Raw genomic sequence first — 16,588 nt, 5'->3', positions numbered from 1 at the left:
GATTCCCGAGCCTGGAGATCCTCCTCGCGCACCGCCCTTCGCAGTGTCTGGGGCTGAGCTCTCTAGGGCTTGAGCCTGATGTTCTGGGTGAGGGTCGCCGTGGTGCCGGACGTCACCTTCACCGCGAGCGTCGCCTTCACGGTGCCCTTGCCCGCGAGCTTCTGCCGGGCCCACTTCGCGATGCTGACCTTGACGTTGACCTTGCCAGCGGACTTCAGCGACTTCTTGGCCGTGCCGAGCACCCGGCTCTTGAGCTTGAGGGCCTTCTGCACCTTCTTGCTCACCACGACCTGGGCGGTCGCCTTGCAGGCGGCGGCGCACGTGAGCGTGGCCTTCACGCCCTTCGAGCGACTGGCCGTCCCGGCCTTCACCGAGGACCCGTTGCCCCCGTCCTCCGGGTCGGGGACGGGCTCGGTCCGGGTGACGGCCTCGCAGACCTGGAAGCCGTCGGTCCCGAGGACGTCCTTGCCGTCGACGAAGGCCTGGTCGGCACCGGAGCCGCAGTTGACGGTGTCGACCTCGCCGTCGACGGCGCGCAGGATGTCGGCGCCGGCCGGGCAGCCGTAGGCCGAGCACGCGGTGTAGTCGCCGTAGAGCGAGTCGATGCCCGGCCCACCGGTGACGTCGTCGTTGCCGTAGCCGCCGTAGAGGATGTCGTTGCCGGCGCCGCCGTCGATGACGTCGTTGTCGCTGTCACCGTCGATCTCGTCGTTGCCGCCGAGGCCCTGGATGGTGTCGTTGCCGGTGCCGGCCTTGATGTAGTCGGCGTTGGTGGTGCCGATGACGGTGTCGGCACCCGACGAGCCCAGGACCCGCTCGAAGTCGGAGTGGTAGTTGTCGCCCTCGCCCGAGTTGCCGTCGTTGGCGATGTCGTCGAGCGCGATGGTCGCACCGGGCGTGTGGTTGCCGAGGTCGATCGTGTCGGTGCCCGTGCCGCCCCGCAGGTCGTCTGCTCCGGTGTCCGGGTCGCCCTGGTAGCTGGCGAGCAGGTCGTCACCGTCATCGCCGTTGGCCACGTCGTTGCCGGCACTCGGATAGATCGCGTCGTTGCCCGTGCCGCCGGAGACGGTGTCGTTGCCTGCTCCGGACTCGAGCTTGTCGTTTCCGTCGCCACCGCTCACCTTGTCGTCTCCGCCGTTGGTGCGGATGAAGTCGTTGCCCGGTCCGCCGTCGATCTCGTCGGGGCCGTCGCCCGTGACGATCGAGTCGTCACCGCCCTCACCGAGCACCTCGCTCGAGGCCGTCGGGCAGTCGGTGTGCTCGAACGTGTCGGACCCGTCGCCGAGGGCCGCACCGACGTACTCCATGCAGACGCCCTGCACCCGCATGGTGTCCGAGCCCGCGCCGAAGACGCCGATGACGCCCGCCACGGAGGCGCCGGGACAGTAGACGTACTGCCCGAGAGCGGGTTCGTCGACCGACTGGCAGTTCGCAGGCCACGACGCGATGCCTGCTGACGAACGGAACCACACCCTGCTGGACGAGACCTGGAAGCCGATGTTCACCACCGTCGACTGGGCACGAGAGTCGACGACGTGCAGGCCGCTGGCCGTGTCGAAGCTGACTGTGGTCCCGCCCGCCGCGTGCGCAGGAGCGACAGCGACGACGGTCAGGCCGAGAGCAAGGAGTACCGAGGACACGAGCGCCCCCACGCGAGATGTCATGCGCGGCAGCATGGCGAGCAGAGGAGGCCGCGTGGAAGGCACCGGCCGGCAAAACCTCGCCCGGAGGGGTGAAGAGTGGTGCAGGCACCACCGGAATCTGCCCCACGCGCCCCAGGTGTCTGGACCAGTCCGCTCGCGTGGGCCGGAAATGGCTCGAGGCCCGGTCCGAAGACCGGGCCTCGCATGCGTTGGTACCCCCGACCGGATTTGAACCGGCGTTACCGCCGTGAGAGGGCGACGTCCTAGGCCGCTAGACGACGGGGGCTTGCATGTGCTGCTCAGGAGCAGCGGGATGAAACTTTAGCGACACCGGGGCGTCGCCGCAAAATCCCGACCCGGGGGTCAGGATCCGCTGGGGTACTAGGACTCGAACCTAGAACAACTGGACCAGAACCAGCCGTGTTGCCAATTACACCATACCCCATGGGGGTATCAGTTCAGTCGACCCTGCGAACAGGGCGGCCTCTCTGATTCCCACGTGGTCCCGGGCGGCGAAACCTCCCCGAACCGATCCCGAACGTTACACGCGAGGTGGCTGGCCGACCAATTCGGGGTGCCCCGGCGGCGGCGGCAGCACTCCCCCGACCGGCGGGCCCGAGTCGACGAGGTGCATCGCCTTCGCGAGCCAGCTGGCCAGGCCCAGGTAGACCAGCGACTGCGCCAGCGTGGAGGCGATCATCCACCAGCTCGACGGTCCGCTCGCGTTGAGCGCCTCCGTCATGTCCCCGAACGACAGCGCGAGGCCGTAGGCCACGAAGTTGTTCAGCACGTGCATCGCGATCGCAGCCTCCAGCCCTCCCGTGCGGATCACGAGGATGCCGGCGACCACGCCGAACGCGAACCGGTCGAAGAAGACCGGGACGCTCTGGCCGAGGCCGTGGGCGAGCGCGAAGAGCAGGGACGGCACGAGCACCGCGAGCACGAGCGAGACCCGCCGGTTGGCGAACATCGAGCCGAAGGCCTGGGTGAGGTAGCCGCGGAAGAGGTACTCCTCGCCCGCGGCCTGGAACGGCGTCAGCAGCGCGATCACGAGCAGGAAGTCGCGCGTGGTGGTGGTGAAGTCGTTGAGCGAGCCGGCGGTGCTGGTGCCGGCGACGTCGGCGCTCGGGACCACCATCGCCACGAGCAGGCTCGCGAGGAGCGCGACCACCGAGATCGGCAGGCAGGCGAGCAGGAAGCGCCAACGGATCCGGGGCCTGACCGACGACAGCCAGCGCGGCTTGAGGCGGTGCATGAGCCAGATGACCAGCCAGCTCGTCGGGATGGCCAGGCCCAGGATGATGTTGAGCGAGGCGAGCCCGGCGGGCGTCACCCCGCTCGTGACGTCGAGGATCCTCGTCGCCTCGTCGACCGTGCTGCCGGTGGCCGTCAGCACGGCGAAGGCGACGAGGCCGGCGACGGCCGGGACCACGACGAAGACCAGCAGGAGCAGGGTCACCGCGCCGATGAGCGAGCGCCACCAGCCGGGACGCCCCACGCGGTGCAGCTCGTGGTAGCGGGGCCGGAAGTCGGGCGCGAGCGGGCTGGACACGACGGCGTCCGCTCAGTCGAACATCGCGTCGTGGAGTCGCGCGAGCGACCGGTCGCGACCGAGCAGCTCCATCGACTCGAAGAGGGGCGGGCTCACCTTGCGACCGGAGACGGCGATGCGCACCGGCCCGAAGGCCAGACGGGGCTTGAGCCCGAGGCCCTCGACCAGCGCCACGCGGAGTGCGTCCTCGATGGCGGCGGTGCTCCACGTCGTGAGGCCGGTGAGGGCGTCGTACGCCGCCTTGACGACGTCCCTGGCGGTCCCGTCGAGCTCGTCGGTGCGGACGAAGTCGGCCTCGTCGACGAAGAGGAAGCCGAGCATCGGCGCGGCCTCGGTGAGCTTGTTGATGCGCTCGGCGACGAGCGGCATCGCGAGCTCGAGCAGCTGCGCGTCGGCGTCGCCGACCGGGTCACCGACGACGCCGGCCTCCTTGAGGAACGGCAGCACCCGGTGGGTGATCTCGTCGAGTCCGAGCAGCCGCATCTGCGAGGTGTTGATCGCCTCGGCCTTCTTGAGGTCGAAGCGCGCCGGGTTGGGGTTCACGTCGGAGATCTCGAACTTCTCGACCATCTCCTCGAGCGAGAAGACGTCGCGGTCGCCGGAGATCGCCCAGCCGAGCAGCGCGAGGTAGTTGAGCAGGCCCTCGGGCAGGAAGCCCTGCTCGCGGTAGAGCGCCATGTGGGCCTGCGGGTCGCGCTTGGAGAGCTTCTTGTTGCCCTCGCCCATGACGTAGGGCAGGTGACCGAAGGCGGGGGTGGCCTTGGCGACGCCGAGCTCCTTGAGCGCGTCGAAGAGCGCGAGCTGGCGCGGCGTGCTGGACAGGAGGTCCTCGCCACGCAGCACGTGGGTGATCTCCATCGTGGCGTCGTCGACGGGCGCGGTCAGCGTGTAGAGCGGGTCGCCGTTGGCGCGGCAGAGCGCGAAGTCGGGGACGTGCTCGGTCTCGAACGTGATGTCGCCGCGGACCAGGTCGTCCCACGTGATCGAGCCGTCGGGCATCCGGAACCGCACGACCGGGGCGCGACCCTCGGCCTCGAACGCCGCGCGCTGGTCGGCGGAGAGCTCGCGGCAGAAGCCGTCGTACCCCATCACCTTCGAGCCGCTCGCCTTGCGCCGCGCCTCGACCTCGTCGTTGGTGCAGAAGCAGTCATAGGTGTACGACGACTCCCGCAGGCGCGCCAGCACGTCGGCGTAGATGTCGGTGCGCTCGGACTGCCGGTAGGGGCCGAACGGACCGCCGACGACGACGCCCTCGTCCCAGGTGAGGCCGAGCCACGTCATCAGGTCGATGAGCGAGTCGTAGGACTCCTGGGTGTTGCGCGCCTTGTCGGTGTCCTCGATCCGGAACACGAAGGTGCCGCCGTGGTGGCGGGCGAACGCCCAGTTGTAGAGGGCGGTGCGGGCCAGGCCGACGTGCGGCGACCCCGTCGGGGACGGGGCCATCCGGACGCGTACGGGGGTGCTCATGTGTGGCTCTTCTCAGCTGCGGGTCGCGACGGGGTTGGTCAGGGCGCCGATGCCGGCGATGGAGATCTCGACCTCGTCGCCGACCTCCATCGGCCCGACGCCCTCGGGGGTGCCGGTGAGGATCACGTCGCCGGGCAGCAGCGTCATCACCGAGGAGACGTGGGCGACCAGGGTCGGCACGTCGAAGATCATGTCGGCGGTGGTGCCGTCCTGGACGACGTCGCCGTTGAGGTGGGTCTGCACCGCGACGCCGTCGGCGAAGGCCTGCGGGTCGAGGTCGGTCTCGATCCACGGGCCCAGCGGGCAGAAGGAGTCGAAGCCCTTGGCGCGGGTGAACTGCACGTCGGACCGCTGCAGGTCGCGGGCGGTCACGTCGTTGGCGATCGTGTAGCCGAAGATCACGTCGGTGGCCTGCTCGGCCGGGACGTCGCGGCAGATCCGGCCGATGACGACGGCGAGCTCACCCTCGTAGTGGAGGTCGCTCGTCTGCGGCGGGTAGAAGATCGGGTCGCCCGGCCCGACCACCGTGGTGTTGGGCTTGAGGAACATCAGCGGCTCGGTCGGCAGGTCGTTGCCGAGCTCGGCGGCGTGGGCGGCGTAGTTGCGGCCGATGCCGACGACCTTGCTGCGCGGGATGATCGGCGCGAGGAGGCGTACGTCGCTGAGCCTGTGCTCCTCCTCCATCAGCTTGATGCCGACGTAGAGCGGGTCGCCGACGAGCGCCACGACCACCGAGTCCTCGGCCGGCTGCCCGAACTCGTCGACCTCGCCGGTGACGACGCCGAATCGCGGCTCCTCGCCCGTGCTGAACCTGCAGATGCGCATGGCCCGAACCTATCCAACGGACCGGCACGACGGCGCATCCGGGGAAGTCGGGAGGTCCCTCCCCATGCGAGACCTCCCGTGCTTCCTCCCTGACGCGCCGGGCGTGCTCCGCGCGCTGCGGACCAGGCACCCCCGTGACCCGGCCCGCAGCAGCGCGCGCGTCGACGCGCGCCGCCATCCTGCCCAACCTGCCGGACCGCACCAACGCCCCGGACGCGAACCCGAACAAGCCCGAACATGCCGCACGCTCACTGCTCGCCGACCGCCCAGCCGGCCGGTCTCAGCCGGACGGGGAGGGACTCCAGGACGGCGAGGGAGACGAAGCCGCAGATGAGCTTGTCGACCACCTCCGTGAGCAGGCTGGACACCGTCACCGACGCCCAGACCGACGCCACCAGCTCCATCGCGCTGGCGGTGATGCGGTCGGCTGCGTGGCCGCCGAGGCCGTCGCCCACCAGGACGACCACCGGGATGACGAGGCAGGCGCTGGCGACCGCGACCGCGAGGTTGAGGACGAAGAACCGCGGGGCGCTCCTCCCCCAGCCGTGTCGCACGCCGTAGCCCCACAGCAGGGCACCGCCCACGTTGACCGGTGCGAAGAGCAGCGAGTCCGTGCCCTCGGTGCCCGTGCCGGCGACGTTGGTCGTCACGCCGACGAGCGCTCCCCACCACGGGCCGAGGACGATCGCGGAGAAGGCGGTGCCGATCATGTCGAGGTAGACCGGCAGGTCGAGCACGGCCACGAGGCCGCGGCCGACCAGGTTGACCGCCAGGCCGGCGAGCAGGACCCCGACCACGAGGCGGGGCGCGAGGCGGGGCGGCTCCCCGACCTCGGTGCCCGACTCCTCGGCTCCCGGGTCCGCGATGTCGGTGTCGGGGACAGACTGCCGGGCGTTCCGGGCGTCGGCCGCCCACACCTCGGCGGTCGCGTCGTCGGCGCCGAGCGCGCGGGCGATGTCACCGACGAGGTCGGCGTCGATGCGCTGGCGTCCCATCCGGAACGCGTCGTAGACCGTCGTACGGCCCACGCGGGCCTGCTCGGGCGTCAGGCCGCGCTCGACCCGCACCCGGCTGACGTTGCTGGCGATGTCGCCGTACGACGGCACCCCGGCGTCGGCGCGCAGCTGCTGCAGGCGCCCCACCAGGTCGTCGTACGGACCCTGCTCCGGCACGGCGTCCCTCCCCCAAGGTCGCTGGTAGCGGCGTCACCATAACCGCGTGACGACGTCAGGGAGGCATTGACTCGCGGTCTCGCGCGTCGAGTCACCGGCCAGCGGCGCGGTGCAGCGCGGCGAGGCTGGTGGCGACGTCGTCGAGGGTGGTCGACCAGTTGCTCACGCTGACCCGCAGGACCGCTCGGCCGCGCCACCGGGAGCCGCTCGTCCAGGCCGTGCCGTCGGCGAGCATCGCCTCGACGACGCCCCGGGTCCGGTCGTCGTCGCCGAACGCCGCGCAGACCTGGGTGAAGACCACGTCGTTGAGGACCTCCGCGCCCTCGATCGCCGCCATCCCCTCGGCGAACGCGGCCGCGTGGTCGCAGAAGCCATCGACGAGGTCGGCGACGCCGTCGCGGCCGAGGGCGCGCAGGACGGCCCAGACCGGGACCGAGCGTCCGCGGCGGCTGAGCTCGGGGACCTTCTCGAACGGCTCCCCCACCGCGTCGTAGATGAGGTAGTCGCCGTGCATCCCCATCGCGGCACGCAGCGCGGCCCGGTCGCGGACGATGGCCAGCCCGCAGTCGTAGGGCACGTTGAGGGTCTTGTGGGCGTCGGTCGACCACGAGTCCGCCCGGTCGGCACCCGCGACGAGGTGGCGGTACTGCGGCGACGCGCCCGCGAACAGGCCGAACGCCCCGTCGACGTGCACCCACGCGCCGGCGTCGTGCGCGGCCGTGACGGCGGCGTCGAAGTCGTCGAAGGCCCCCGAGTGCACGTTGCCTGCCTGGAGGCACACGACGGTCGGACGGCCGTCGCCGGCCTCGAGGGCGGACACGAGGGCGGCCGGTTCGATCCGTCCCTGCTCGTCGGCGGCGACCGGCTCGGGTGCGCCGAGCCCCAGGTAGCGCAGGCTGAGGTCGATGGTGTCGTGCCGCTCGTTACCCACCAGCACGCGTACGCCGGGCGAGCCGACGAGGCCGCGCTCGGCGACGTCCCAGCCGGCGCGGCGCAGCACCTCGTCGCGGGCCGCGGCGAGGCAGGTGAAGTTGGCCATCGTGCCGCCGGTGACGAACCCGACGGCGCTCCCACCGGGGAGCCCGAGGAGGTCGACGAGCCACCGCTCCGTCGTCTCCTCGATCGCGGAGTGCGCGGGCGTCAGCATCCGCAGCCCGGTGTTCTGGTCCCACGCGCTGACCAGCCAGTCGGCGGCCAGGGCTGCCGGGTGCGCCCCTCCGATGACGAACCCGAAGAACCGCCCGCCCGGCATCGCGGTCAGGCCCGGCTCGCAGGTCGCGGCGAGCTCGTCGACCACGACGGCCGGATCGAGCGGGCCGTCCTGCAGCACCGGGTCGAGGCGCGCGAGCACCTCGTCGGTCGTCAGGCGCGGCGGGACCGGCCGGTCGGCGAGCGAGTCGAGCCACGCGACAGCGTGCTCGTGGGCACGGTCGAGTCCCGCGGTGCGGTCGACGCCGATCGGTTGCATGGCGGTCAGTGTGCTCCCGCCGAGTCGGCCGCGACCAGGCCCTCGCCGTACCGTCTCCCACGTGCAGGTGCTGACCGGACCCGAGTGGCGCGCGCGGGCCGAGGCCCACGCCGCCCGCGTCGACGACCTCGTCGCGCCGCACCTCGCCCGCCGGGCGGAGCAGGTGAAGCACCCGGTCCACGACTTCCTCTTCACCTACTACTCCCAGCGCCCGGCGCAGCTGCGGCGCTGGCACCCGGGCTTCGGCGTCGCGCTGGAGGACGCCGACGACCACGTCGGGCTCAAGGGCTACGCGGGCGACCCGGTCACGGTGTCGCCCGGCTACGTGGAGTCCCGGCTCCCGCTCCTGCGCCAGCTGCACATCCTGCTGTCGGCGACGGCCGGGCGAGCGCCCCAGCTCGGCTGCTTCGGCCTGCACGAGTGGGCGATGGTGCACCGTTCCGCCGAGCACGGGAAGCGGCACGACTGGCCGCTGCGGCTCGGCCAGGACGGCACCGACGCGGTCGTCGAGTCGCACCGGATCGGCTGCTCCCACTTCGACGCCTTCCGCTTCTTCACCCCCTCCGCCCGCCCGCTCAACACGTTGCAGCCCGGCAGCGACGACCGGCCCGACTTCGAGCAGCCGGGCTGCCTCCACGCCGGCATGGACCTCTACAAGCACGCCTTCCGGCTCACGCCGATGATCGCGAGCGAGCTGGTCGCCGACTGCTTCGAGCTCGCCCGCGACATCCGGGTGCTCGACATGCGGGCCGCTCCCTACGACCTGGCCGACCTGGGCTTCGAGCCCGTCCGGATCGAGACGACGGAGGGCAAGGCGGCCTACGTCGCGGCGCAGCGCGGGTTCGCCGAGCGCGGCGCCCCGCTGCGTGCGCGCCTGGTCGCCGAGTGTGAGCGGCTGTTGGGCGTCGTCCGAGCGGGTCAGAACTCGTAGCCGAAGGCCTCGATCGTGTCGGCGAAGACCGTCGCGACCCGCTCGCGCGACGCCTCGGTGTAGAGCTCCCGGTAGTGCCCCGCCGGCCTCGCGTTGCCCTTGGCGCGCGGGAGGTCCGGCGTACCGGGGAGCGACAGCTGGTCCCAGACCTCCTGCAGCTCGGCGGCGAGGTTCTCGTAGCGCAGGACCCGGTCGAGCGCCATCTTGCCGCGGATGCGGTAGAGCCGGCGGTTGTTGGCGAGCTGCTCGATCCAGATCTCCTGGACGTAGGTCTCGAAGTCGGGGAGCTCGGGACGGTCCTTGTACTTCCAGAAGTAGAGCGAGACGACCGCGTCCCACGGGTTCCGCTCGATGGCGAAGGTGAAGTAGTCGCGGAAGGCGTCCTCGCCGACGAGGTCGCGCGTCGCCTTGGCGCCCATGTGGTTGTACGCCTTGCGCGGGAGCGGCGGCGACTCGAAGTTCTGCGGCGCGCGGCCGCCGGCGGCCTGGCGCAGCGCCTCGTCCTCGGGACTGATCTCGGTGATGACGTCGTCCGGGCCGCACACCTTCGACAGCGCGATCTCCACGCTCGTGCCCGCGGTCTTGCGGGTCTTGAGGAAGATGAAGCGGTGCTGGTGGGACGCGATCACGGGCATGACCCTATCCGTCCGCCCAGCGCTACGGTGGGCGGCGTGACCGTCCCTCAGGAAGCCCGCGGCGAACACTTCAGGGGCGAGGACTGGTACGGCGACGACCTCGGCGCCGCGCGCTTCGTCGAGTGCACCTTCACCGACGTCGACCTCTCCGAGGCCTCGACCGCAGGCGCCGTCTTCGAGGGATGCACCTTCCACGGCGGGCGCTTCAACGCCTCGACACACACCGCGACGGCTTTCGTCGGGTGCGACTTCCGGCGCACGTCGTTCTTCGACGCGACGCTCGACGGGTGCAAGCTGGTCGGCTCGACGTTCGCCGAGTGCGTGCTGCGACCGGTCACCGTGACCGGCGGGTCGTGGCTCGGCGTGACCATCCGCGGCGGCAACCTCTCGCGCGTCGACCTCAGCGGGGTCGACCTGCGCGAGGCCGACCTGTCGCTGTCGGACCTCACCCTCGCCGTGCTCCGGGGCGCGCGGCTGGACCGGGCCCTGCTCCGCGAGACCACCCTCGACCGCACCGACCTCCGTGGCGCGAGCCTCGACGGCGTCGACCTGTCGTCGGCCTCGCTGAAGCAGACCAGGCTGGACCTCGCCGGCGCCGTGCTGCTCGCCGAGCTCCACGGGGCCGACGTCGACACGAGCGCCTGACCCCAGCGTCCCGACCCCAGCGCCCCGATACCTGAGGACGTGGCGTACGGGATCCGGCGCCGACGACGTACGCCCGGTCCTCAGGTATCCGGGGACGATCTGGTGGGTCGGGCCCCGGTCCCACCTACGAGGACGTCCCCGGGTAACCCCGGCGAGGGTCAGGCCAGGCGGGCGCGGAGGCCGTCGATGACCAGGTCGAGGCCGAGGTCGAAGTCGGGGAGGGACTCCAGCGAGCGCTCGACGGCGCCGAGGCGGACGGCCTGGCGCGCGGTCTGCTCCTCGAAGGCGTGGCCGAAGACGTAGTGCACGAGCGTGCGTGAGGCGACGGCCACCAGCTCGTCCGGCGCACCGGCGTCGGTCAGCACCTTCTCGAGGTCGGCGACCGGTGCCGAGGCGCCGAGCCCGAAGGCCCACACGGTCGCGACCACGTCGGCCCCGTCGGTGCAGGCGAGCATCGCCTGCCGCAGCTCGACGCAGATCTCGCGGAGCCGGTCGGGCCACTCGACGGCGGTGCGCGGGCGCGCGCCGCGCGCGAGGATCTCGTCGGCGACGGCCGCGAGCAGCACCTGCTTGCTCTCGAAGTGGTGGTAGATCGCGCTCGGCTGGACCTCGAGCTCGGTTCCGAGCCGCCGCATCGTCAGCGAGGCCAGGCCGCCCCGGTCGAGCAGGGAGATCGCGCGGTCGAGCACGTCGGAGCGGTGGTGCGGCACGGTCTGCCCCCTCTCGTCGGATGTCTCGCCGAACGTCTCGTCGTTGACGTGCGGACCCGGCGACCCTAACCTGAACACCGTTCAACTGATCACCGTTCAGGTAGAGGATCCCGCGCATGAGCACTCGTCGCAACCCCGGCACCGACATCGCCCTGATCGCCGCGTTCGCCGCGCTCATCGCGGCCTGTGCGCTGCTCCCCGCGATCAAGGTCGCGGGCCCGGTCCCGATCACGCTGCAGACCTTCGCGGTGCTGCTCTCGGGCGCGGTGCTCGGCAGCCGTCGCGGCTTCCTCGCCGTGCTGCTGTACGTCGCCGGCGGCGCCGCCGGACTGCCGATCTTCTCCGGCGGGGCGGCCGGCCTCGCGGTGCTGACCGGCCCGACCGCGGGCTACCTCGTCGGGTTCGTCTTCGCCGCCGCCCTCTGCGGTGCGATCGTCGAGCGGCTCCCCCGCCGCTCCCTCGTCAGCCCGATCGCGATCTTCGTCGCCGGCCTGGTCAGCTCGGGGCTGTTCATCCACACGCTCGGCATGGCGGGCCTCGTGCTGCGCGCCGACGTCACCTGGGCCCAGGCGTGGGACATCGACAAGATCTTCTGGATCGGCGACGCGCTGAAGAACGTCGCGATGGCGCTCGTCGCCACCGCCGTGCACCGCGCCTTCCCCGACCTGCTCGCCCGGCCGGCCACCGTCCCCGCCGAGGCGCAGCCCCAGGGCACGCCCGCCGCGTGAGCGAGATCCGCCTCGAGCAGGTCACCGTCACGGTCCCGACCCACGACGGCGACCGCGAGATCCTGCACGAGACGACGCTCCGGCTCACCGAGCGACGGGTAGCCCTGATCGGCCCCAACGGCTCGGGCAAGTCCACCCTCGCCCGGCTCGTGAACGGCCTCGTCCCCGCGACCACCGGCCGAGTCGTCGTCGACGGCCTCGACGTGGCGCGGGAGGGACGCGACGTACGGCGCCGGGTGGGCTTCATGTTCACCGACCCAGCCGCGCAGCTGGTGATGCCGACGGCGCGCGAGGACGTCGCCCTCTCGCTGCGCCGCGTCGTCAAGGACAAGGCCGACCGGCTCGCCAGGGCCGATCAGGTGCTCGCGGACCACGGGCTCGAGGGCTTCGGTGACCGCAGCGTGCACGCGCTGTCCGGCGGCGAGGGCCAGCTGCTCGCTCTCGCCGGCGTGCTCGCGACCGAGCCGTCGATCCTCGTGGCCGACGAGCCGACCACGCTGCTCGACCTCGGCAACAGCCGGCGGATCGGCGAGCTGCTGCTCGGCCTCCCCCAGCAGGTCGTCATCGTCACCCACGACCTCGAGCTCGCCGCTCGCTGCGACCGGGCGCTGCTGGTGCGCCACGGCCGGGTGGAGCTCGACGGAGACCCGGCCGACGTGGTCGAGCACTACCGGCGGTCGGCGTGAGCGCCCAGCTGCTCGGACTGCACCAGCCCGGTACGACGCTCCTGCACCGGCTGCCGGCCGGCGCGAAGCTGCTCGGCCTGATGGTCACCAGCCTCGTCGTGGTCGTCGTACGCGGGCCGGGGTCGGCGCTCGCCTTCCTCGCGGTCGCCGCCGTGCTGCTCGTGTGGTCCGGCGCCCGGCTGGGGCTGACCCTCCGGGCGATGCGGTGGCTGCTCGTGACCGCCGCCATCCTCGGCGCGTGGACGGTCTGGCAGAACGGCTGGCCGCGCGCGGTCGAGGTCGTCGGCGACCTGGTCGCGCTGATCCTGCTCGCGACCACGCTGACCGTGACGACCCCGGTCGACGAGGTGCTCGACGCGGTGGCGCGCGGGCTCCAGCCGTTCCGGCGGGTCGGGGTCGATCCCGAGGCCGTGGCCCTCGCCTTCTCGTTGATGCTCCGGGCGATCCCGACCACGATCATGCTGGCCGAGGAGTCGCGCGACGCCGCCCTCGCACGCGGTCTCGAGCGCTCGCCCCGAGCCCGGTTGATCCCCTTCGTGATCCGCGTCGTCGCCCGCGCCCGCGACACCGGCGACGCGCTCCACGCGCGCGGGATCGGCGACTGATCGCGGGCCCGCGACTCACCGGATATCCGGTGACCACCCCGGTTGTCGGCCAAGATCTCGGCCGACAACCGGGAGACTCGGGTGCACAGCCCTCCCGAAGGCCCTCAGCCGAGCGGCTGGTTGAGGAACCAGCGGTGCCCGAAGGGGTCCCGGAAGACCGCGACCCGGCCGGCGGGCGGGCTGTCCTCGGGGCCGCGGTCGAGGACCACCCCCGAAGCGACGACGCGGGCACAAGTGGCGTCGACGTCGTCGACCTTGAGGTGGAGCGAGACGCACGCACCGCGGGAGGTGTCGGGCGCCGCCACCCCGGCCGAGTCGAACTCGTCCGACATCATCCAGCGACCCGGGCCGACGGCGAGCTCGACGTGGCCGACCCGGCCGTCGTCCATGACGATCGGGTCGAGGACGACCTCGGCGCCCAGCACGTCGACGTACCACTCGATCGCGGCACGCGCGTCGGCGACGCAGAGGTACGGCGTCAGCTCACCCATGACTCGTCCATCCGGCCACCTCACCAGCCGGGCGGCCGCCTGTCCACCCACGGGGCCGCCTCCTCGACCTGGGCCGACAGCGCGAGCAGCAGCTCCTCCTCGGCCGGCCGGGCGGCGAGCATCACGCCGACGGGGAGGTCGTCGTCGGTCCGGTGGAGCGGGAGCGACACCGCCGGCATCCCGGTGACGTTCCACGCGCTCGTCCACGGCGTGAACTCCTTCTGCCGGGCGAAGTCGCGGGCCGGGTCGGCGTCGTCGCGCAGCTCGCCGACCAGGGCGGGCGGGCGCGCGAGGGTGGGGGTGAGGACGACGTCGTACGGCGCCAGTGCGGCGAGGGCTGCGGCCGCGTGGCGGCGCAGGCTGCCGATGGCGAGGCCGAGCTCCGGCCCGCTGACGGCACGACCGCGCTCGCCGAGCCAGCGAGTGAGCGGGCGCAGCCGGTCCTCGCGCCCGGGCGGCGCCGGGGACAGGGCGGTCAGCACGGCCCAGCAGGTCTCGAAGTCGGCCACCGCCGCGGGCGGGATCGGGACCGGCACGTCCTCGACGTCGTGCCCGAGCTCCTCGAGCAGCGTGGAGGCGGCCTCCCACGCCGTGACGCTGGAAGGATCGACGGAGACGTCGGCGATCACGGGCGCGATGAAGCGGGCGACTCGGAGCCGGCCGGGCTCGCGGTCGCACGCGTCGAGGAACGAGGTGGTCGGCTCCGGCGCCCAGAAGGGATCCCCGACGCGGCGGCCCTCCAGGACGTCGAGGAGGGCGGCGGCGTCGCGGACCGTGCGGGCGAGGGTGCCGGGCGTGGCGAGCCCGATCGGGTCGCCGTACATCGGCGCGCCGCTGACCCTGCCACGGCTCGGCTTCAGGCCGACGATGCCGCAGCAGGACGCCGGGATCCGGATCGAGCCCCCGCCGTCGGAGCCGGGGGCGACGGGCAGCAGGCCCGCGGCGACCGCAGCGCCGGCGCCGCCCGACGAGCCGCCGGCGGTGCGGGTGGTGTCCCACGGCGTGACGGCGGCCGGGGCCACGTCGGGCTCGGTGTAGCAGGGCGACCCGAACTCCGGCGTGTTCGTCTTGCCCAGGCTCGGCATCCCGGCGGCCTCGACGGAGAGGACGACGTTGTCGGAGGCGTCGGGGACGAAGTCGTCGTACGCCGCCGAGCCGAAGGTGGTGCGGACGCCCGCCGTCGGGTGGAGGTCCTTGATGCCGGTCGGGACGCCCCACAGCGGACCTGCGTCCGTGGGGCGTCCCGTGTCGGCGAGCCGGCGGGCGTGGTCGCGCGCCTGGTCGGAGGTGGTGGTGATGAAGGCGCCGACGTGGTCGGCGCGAGCGACGTAGTGCTCGACGAGCTCGAGCGGCGACACCTCGCCGCGGCTCACGGCGTCGCCCTGCTCGAGCGCGGTCAGGTCGTGGAGGCTCACTCCACGAACCTAGCCGTCACCGTCAGGCAGCGGCCTCGACCTCGTGCGCGACGAGGGCGTCGAGCGCGCCGAGGAAGCGCTGCACGGCGGCCTCGTTCTCCAGCGGGTCACCCTCGACGGCGGACTCGTCGACGACGATGCCCTCGACGACGACCGCACCGGCGATGGTGGCGGAGTGGCGGGCGTGCTCGTGCGACCACTTGCCGCCGTACGGCGTCGGGGTGGCGCCGATGGCCGCGAAGGGCTTGCCGACGATGGCGCCCTGGCCGTAGGGGCGCGAGAGCCAGTCGATGGCGTTGTTGAGCACGGCCGGCATGGTGCCGTTGTACTCGGGGGTCACGGCGAGGACGCTGTCGGCGGCGGCGACGGACTCACGGAGCGCGGTGGCGCTGGCCGGAGCGGTCTCGCCGTCGATCTCCTCGTTGTAGAACGGGATGGTGTCGATGCCCTCGACGACGTCGACGGTCACACCCGCGGGGGCGTTGTCGCGGAGGTGCTCGGCGATGCGGCGGTTGAGCGAACCGGCGCGGTAGGAACCGAGGAGGACGGCGACACGGGTCTGCTTGTCAGTGGTCATGACGGTTGAAACGGACCGCGGTCCGTTTCCATTCCCGATGTCCTGATCTTTTTCCTGACCCTAGGGTGGCGGCGTGACCAACCTGCTCCCGATGGCGGACGGCCCCGCCCCGGAACGGGCCGACGCTGCGCGCAACCGGGAGGCGATCCTCGCCGCGGCGCTGCACCTCGTGGAGACGCGAGGGGTCGACTGCGTGACCATGGAGACCGTCGCCGCCGAGGCCGGCGTCGGCAAGGGCACGCTCTTCCGGCGCTTCGAGAGCCGCGAGGGGTTGATGGCCGCGGTGCTCAACGAGTCGGAGACCGCGTGGCAGGCGCGCGTCCTGTCCGGTCCCCCTCCGCTCGGGCCGGGGGCGCCGGCCTACGACCGGCTGCTGGCCTTCGGGCACTCGCGCCTGGCGACGAACCTCACCCACGCCAGGCTCATCGCCGCCGCCGGACGACCGGGCGCGAGGTCGGCGGCCGCGGTGTCGTTCGCCAACATGCACGTGCGCTACCTGCTCAGCGAGCTCGGCGTCTCCGGCGACCTCCTGATGCTCGCCACGGCCGTCCTCGCGCCGCTCGAGCTCGTCGTGCTGGAGCAGCAGGTCACCCGCGAGCACCTGCCCATCGAGCGGATCGAGGCGGGCTGGGACGACCTCGTGAGACGGATCGTCGGCGCCTGAGCGCTACCAGCCGACGGCGGCGAAGGTGATCAGCGCGCCGATCCACCACGTGCCCGCGGCCACGACGGCGGCGACCAGCGGCACCCACCACGTCGTACGACCACGCCGCCAGCGCACCACGACCCACACCAGCGCGACGAGCGCCACCACGATCGGCGACGCGGCCGAGGTGATCACCCCGACCCCGATGAGCCCCTCGTTGCACTCGTTGCCGGAGCCGCACGAGTCGGAGGCCATCGCGGTGAGCAGTCCCATGAATCCGGCGGCCGGCGCGAGCACCACGAGGGCGATCAGGAGCAGGACGGTCACGACACGGTCGGTGGGGCGCGCGTCGCGCTGCTGGTCGACGTACGACGCGGGCTGGGTCACGCCGC

General features: G+C 72.3%; 18 protein-coding genes and 2 tRNA genes. 6 read left to right on the top strand and 14 right to left on the bottom strand.

The features are described from left to right. Positions 1 to 62: 62 nt before the first annotated feature. The 8 genes from EUA93_RS13990 to EUA93_RS13955 all read right to left on the bottom strand — a co-directional run bounded on the left by EUA93_RS13990 (position 63) and on the right by EUA93_RS13955 (position 8,127). Positions 63 to 1,664 (bottom strand): calcium-binding protein, encoded by a 1,602-nt coding sequence (locus EUA93_RS13990; protein ID WP_165355163.1) that lies wholly within the window; start codon positions 1,662 to 1,664, stop codon positions 63 to 65. Positions 1,665 to 1,853: 189 nt separating this feature from the next. Then, positions 1,854 to 1,929 (bottom strand) — tRNA-Glu (locus EUA93_RS13985). Positions 1,930 to 2,016: 87 nt separating this feature from the next. Beyond that, a tRNA-Gln gene (locus EUA93_RS13980) sits at positions 2,017 to 2,088 on the bottom strand. Positions 2,089 to 2,184: 96 nt separating this feature from the next. Next, positions 2,185 to 3,195, bottom strand: a complete 1,011-nt coding sequence (locus EUA93_RS13975) for a CPBP family intramembrane glutamic endopeptidase (RefSeq protein ID WP_129400690.1) — start codon at positions 3,193 to 3,195, stop codon at positions 2,185 to 2,187. 12 nt (positions 3,196 to 3,207) lie between these two features. Further along, entirely contained in the window at positions 3,208 to 4,662 is a 1,455-nt protein-coding gene (gene gltX, locus EUA93_RS13970; RefSeq protein ID WP_129400689.1) for a glutamate--tRNA ligase, read from the bottom strand. Positions 4,663 to 4,674: 12 nt separating this feature from the next. After that, complete coding sequence (locus EUA93_RS13965) at positions 4,675 to 5,487, bottom strand: fumarylacetoacetate hydrolase family protein (RefSeq protein ID WP_129400688.1); 813 nt, start codon at positions 5,485 to 5,487, stop codon at positions 4,675 to 4,677. A gap of 248 nt (positions 5,488 to 5,735) precedes the next feature. After that, positions 5,736 to 6,659, bottom strand: a complete 924-nt coding sequence (locus EUA93_RS13960; RefSeq protein WP_129400687.1) for an ECF transporter S component — start codon at positions 6,657 to 6,659, stop codon at positions 5,736 to 5,738. A gap of 91 nt (positions 6,660 to 6,750) precedes the next feature. Further along, positions 6,751 to 8,127, bottom strand: coding sequence for a pyridoxal phosphate-dependent decarboxylase family protein (locus EUA93_RS13955; RefSeq protein WP_129400686.1), 1,377 nt, complete (start codon positions 8,125 to 8,127; stop codon positions 6,751 to 6,753). Between the two features lie 61 nt (positions 8,128 to 8,188). On the opposite strand from EUA93_RS13955, the gene EUA93_RS13950 reads away from it, so the two are divergent. Beyond that, complete coding sequence (locus EUA93_RS13950) at positions 8,189 to 9,058, top strand: 3-methyladenine DNA glycosylase (RefSeq protein ID WP_129400685.1); 870 nt, start codon at positions 8,189 to 8,191, stop codon at positions 9,056 to 9,058. On the opposite strand, the gene EUA93_RS13945 is transcribed toward EUA93_RS13950, so the two are convergent. After that, complete coding sequence (locus tag EUA93_RS13945) at positions 9,046 to 9,687, bottom strand: sulfotransferase family protein (protein WP_129400684.1); 642 nt, start codon at positions 9,685 to 9,687, stop codon at positions 9,046 to 9,048. The two genes, EUA93_RS13950 and EUA93_RS13945, sit on opposite strands and share 13 nt — an antisense overlap. 42 nt (positions 9,688 to 9,729) lie before the next feature. On the opposite strand from EUA93_RS13945, the gene EUA93_RS13940 reads away from it, so the two are divergent. Further along, complete coding sequence (locus tag EUA93_RS13940; RefSeq protein ID WP_129400683.1) at positions 9,730 to 10,338, top strand: pentapeptide repeat-containing protein; 609 nt, start codon at positions 9,730 to 9,732, stop codon at positions 10,336 to 10,338. A gap of 158 nt (positions 10,339 to 10,496) precedes the next feature. On the opposite strand, the gene EUA93_RS13935 is transcribed toward EUA93_RS13940, so the two are convergent. Beyond that, positions 10,497 to 11,048 (bottom strand): TetR/AcrR family transcriptional regulator C-terminal domain-containing protein, encoded by a 552-nt coding sequence (locus EUA93_RS13935; RefSeq protein ID WP_129400682.1) that lies wholly within the window; start codon positions 11,046 to 11,048, stop codon positions 10,497 to 10,499. A gap of 116 nt (positions 11,049 to 11,164) precedes the next feature. Between EUA93_RS13935 and EUA93_RS13930 the strand changes: the two genes are divergently transcribed. From EUA93_RS13930 to EUA93_RS13920, 3 genes are read left to right on the top strand one after another with little or no spacing between them, the layout of a single operon-like run. After that, entirely contained in the window at positions 11,165 to 11,776 is a 612-nt protein-coding gene (locus EUA93_RS13930) for a biotin transporter BioY (RefSeq protein WP_129400681.1), read from the top strand. Continuing rightward, entirely contained in the window at positions 11,773 to 12,462 is a 690-nt protein-coding gene (locus EUA93_RS13925; protein WP_129400680.1) for an energy-coupling factor ABC transporter ATP-binding protein, read from the top strand. The genes EUA93_RS13930 and EUA93_RS13925 overlap by 4 nt, the downstream gene beginning before the upstream one ends. Continuing rightward, positions 12,459 to 13,067, top strand: coding sequence for a CbiQ family ECF transporter T component (locus EUA93_RS13920; protein ID WP_129400679.1), 609 nt, complete (start codon positions 12,459 to 12,461; stop codon positions 13,065 to 13,067). Before EUA93_RS13925 ends, EUA93_RS13920 begins: the two co-directional genes overlap by 4 nt. A 104-nt stretch (positions 13,068 to 13,171) precedes the next feature. Here the strand turns inward: EUA93_RS13920 and EUA93_RS13915 are convergent, their stop codons facing one another. The 3 genes from EUA93_RS13915 to EUA93_RS13905 are packed head-to-tail and all read right to left on the bottom strand — an operon-like array spanning position 13,172 to position 15,550. Next, a complete protein-coding gene (locus EUA93_RS13915; protein WP_129400678.1) occupies positions 13,172 to 13,558 on the bottom strand; it encodes a VOC family protein in 387 nt (128 codons plus the stop codon). Positions 13,559 to 13,578: 20 nt separating this feature from the next. Continuing rightward, entirely contained in the window at positions 13,579 to 14,973 is a 1,395-nt protein-coding gene (locus EUA93_RS13910) for an amidase (RefSeq protein WP_129400677.1), read from the bottom strand. A 22-nt stretch (positions 14,974 to 14,995) separates the two neighbouring features. After that, on the bottom strand, positions 14,996 to 15,550 hold the full coding sequence (locus EUA93_RS13905) for an NAD(P)H-dependent oxidoreductase (protein WP_129400676.1): 555 nt from the start codon (positions 15,548 to 15,550) through the stop codon (positions 14,996 to 14,998). Between the two features lie 73 nt (positions 15,551 to 15,623). On the opposite strand from EUA93_RS13905, the gene EUA93_RS13900 reads away from it, so the two are divergent. After that, on the top strand, positions 15,624 to 16,214 hold the full coding sequence (locus EUA93_RS13900; RefSeq protein ID WP_242497373.1) for a TetR/AcrR family transcriptional regulator: 591 nt from the start codon (positions 15,624 to 15,626) through the stop codon (positions 16,212 to 16,214). Positions 16,215 to 16,217: 3 nt separating this feature from the next. Here the strand turns inward: EUA93_RS13900 and EUA93_RS13895 are convergent, their stop codons facing one another. Then, the gene (locus EUA93_RS13895; RefSeq protein WP_129400675.1) at positions 16,218 to 16,583 is read right to left on the bottom strand and encodes a DUF6264 family protein; all 366 of its coding nucleotides are present in this window, start codon (positions 16,581 to 16,583) and stop codon (positions 16,218 to 16,220) included. Positions 16,584 to 16,588: the final 5 nt, after the last annotated feature.

Origin of the sequence: Nocardioides oleivorans, assembly GCF_004137255.1 — a bacterium.
Lineage (GTDB): Bacteria > Actinomycetota > Actinomycetes > Propionibacteriales > Nocardioidaceae > Nocardioides > Nocardioides oleivorans.
The sequence above is the reverse complement of the archived record's forward strand: the minus strand, read 5'-3'. Positions and strand labels throughout refer to the sequence as shown.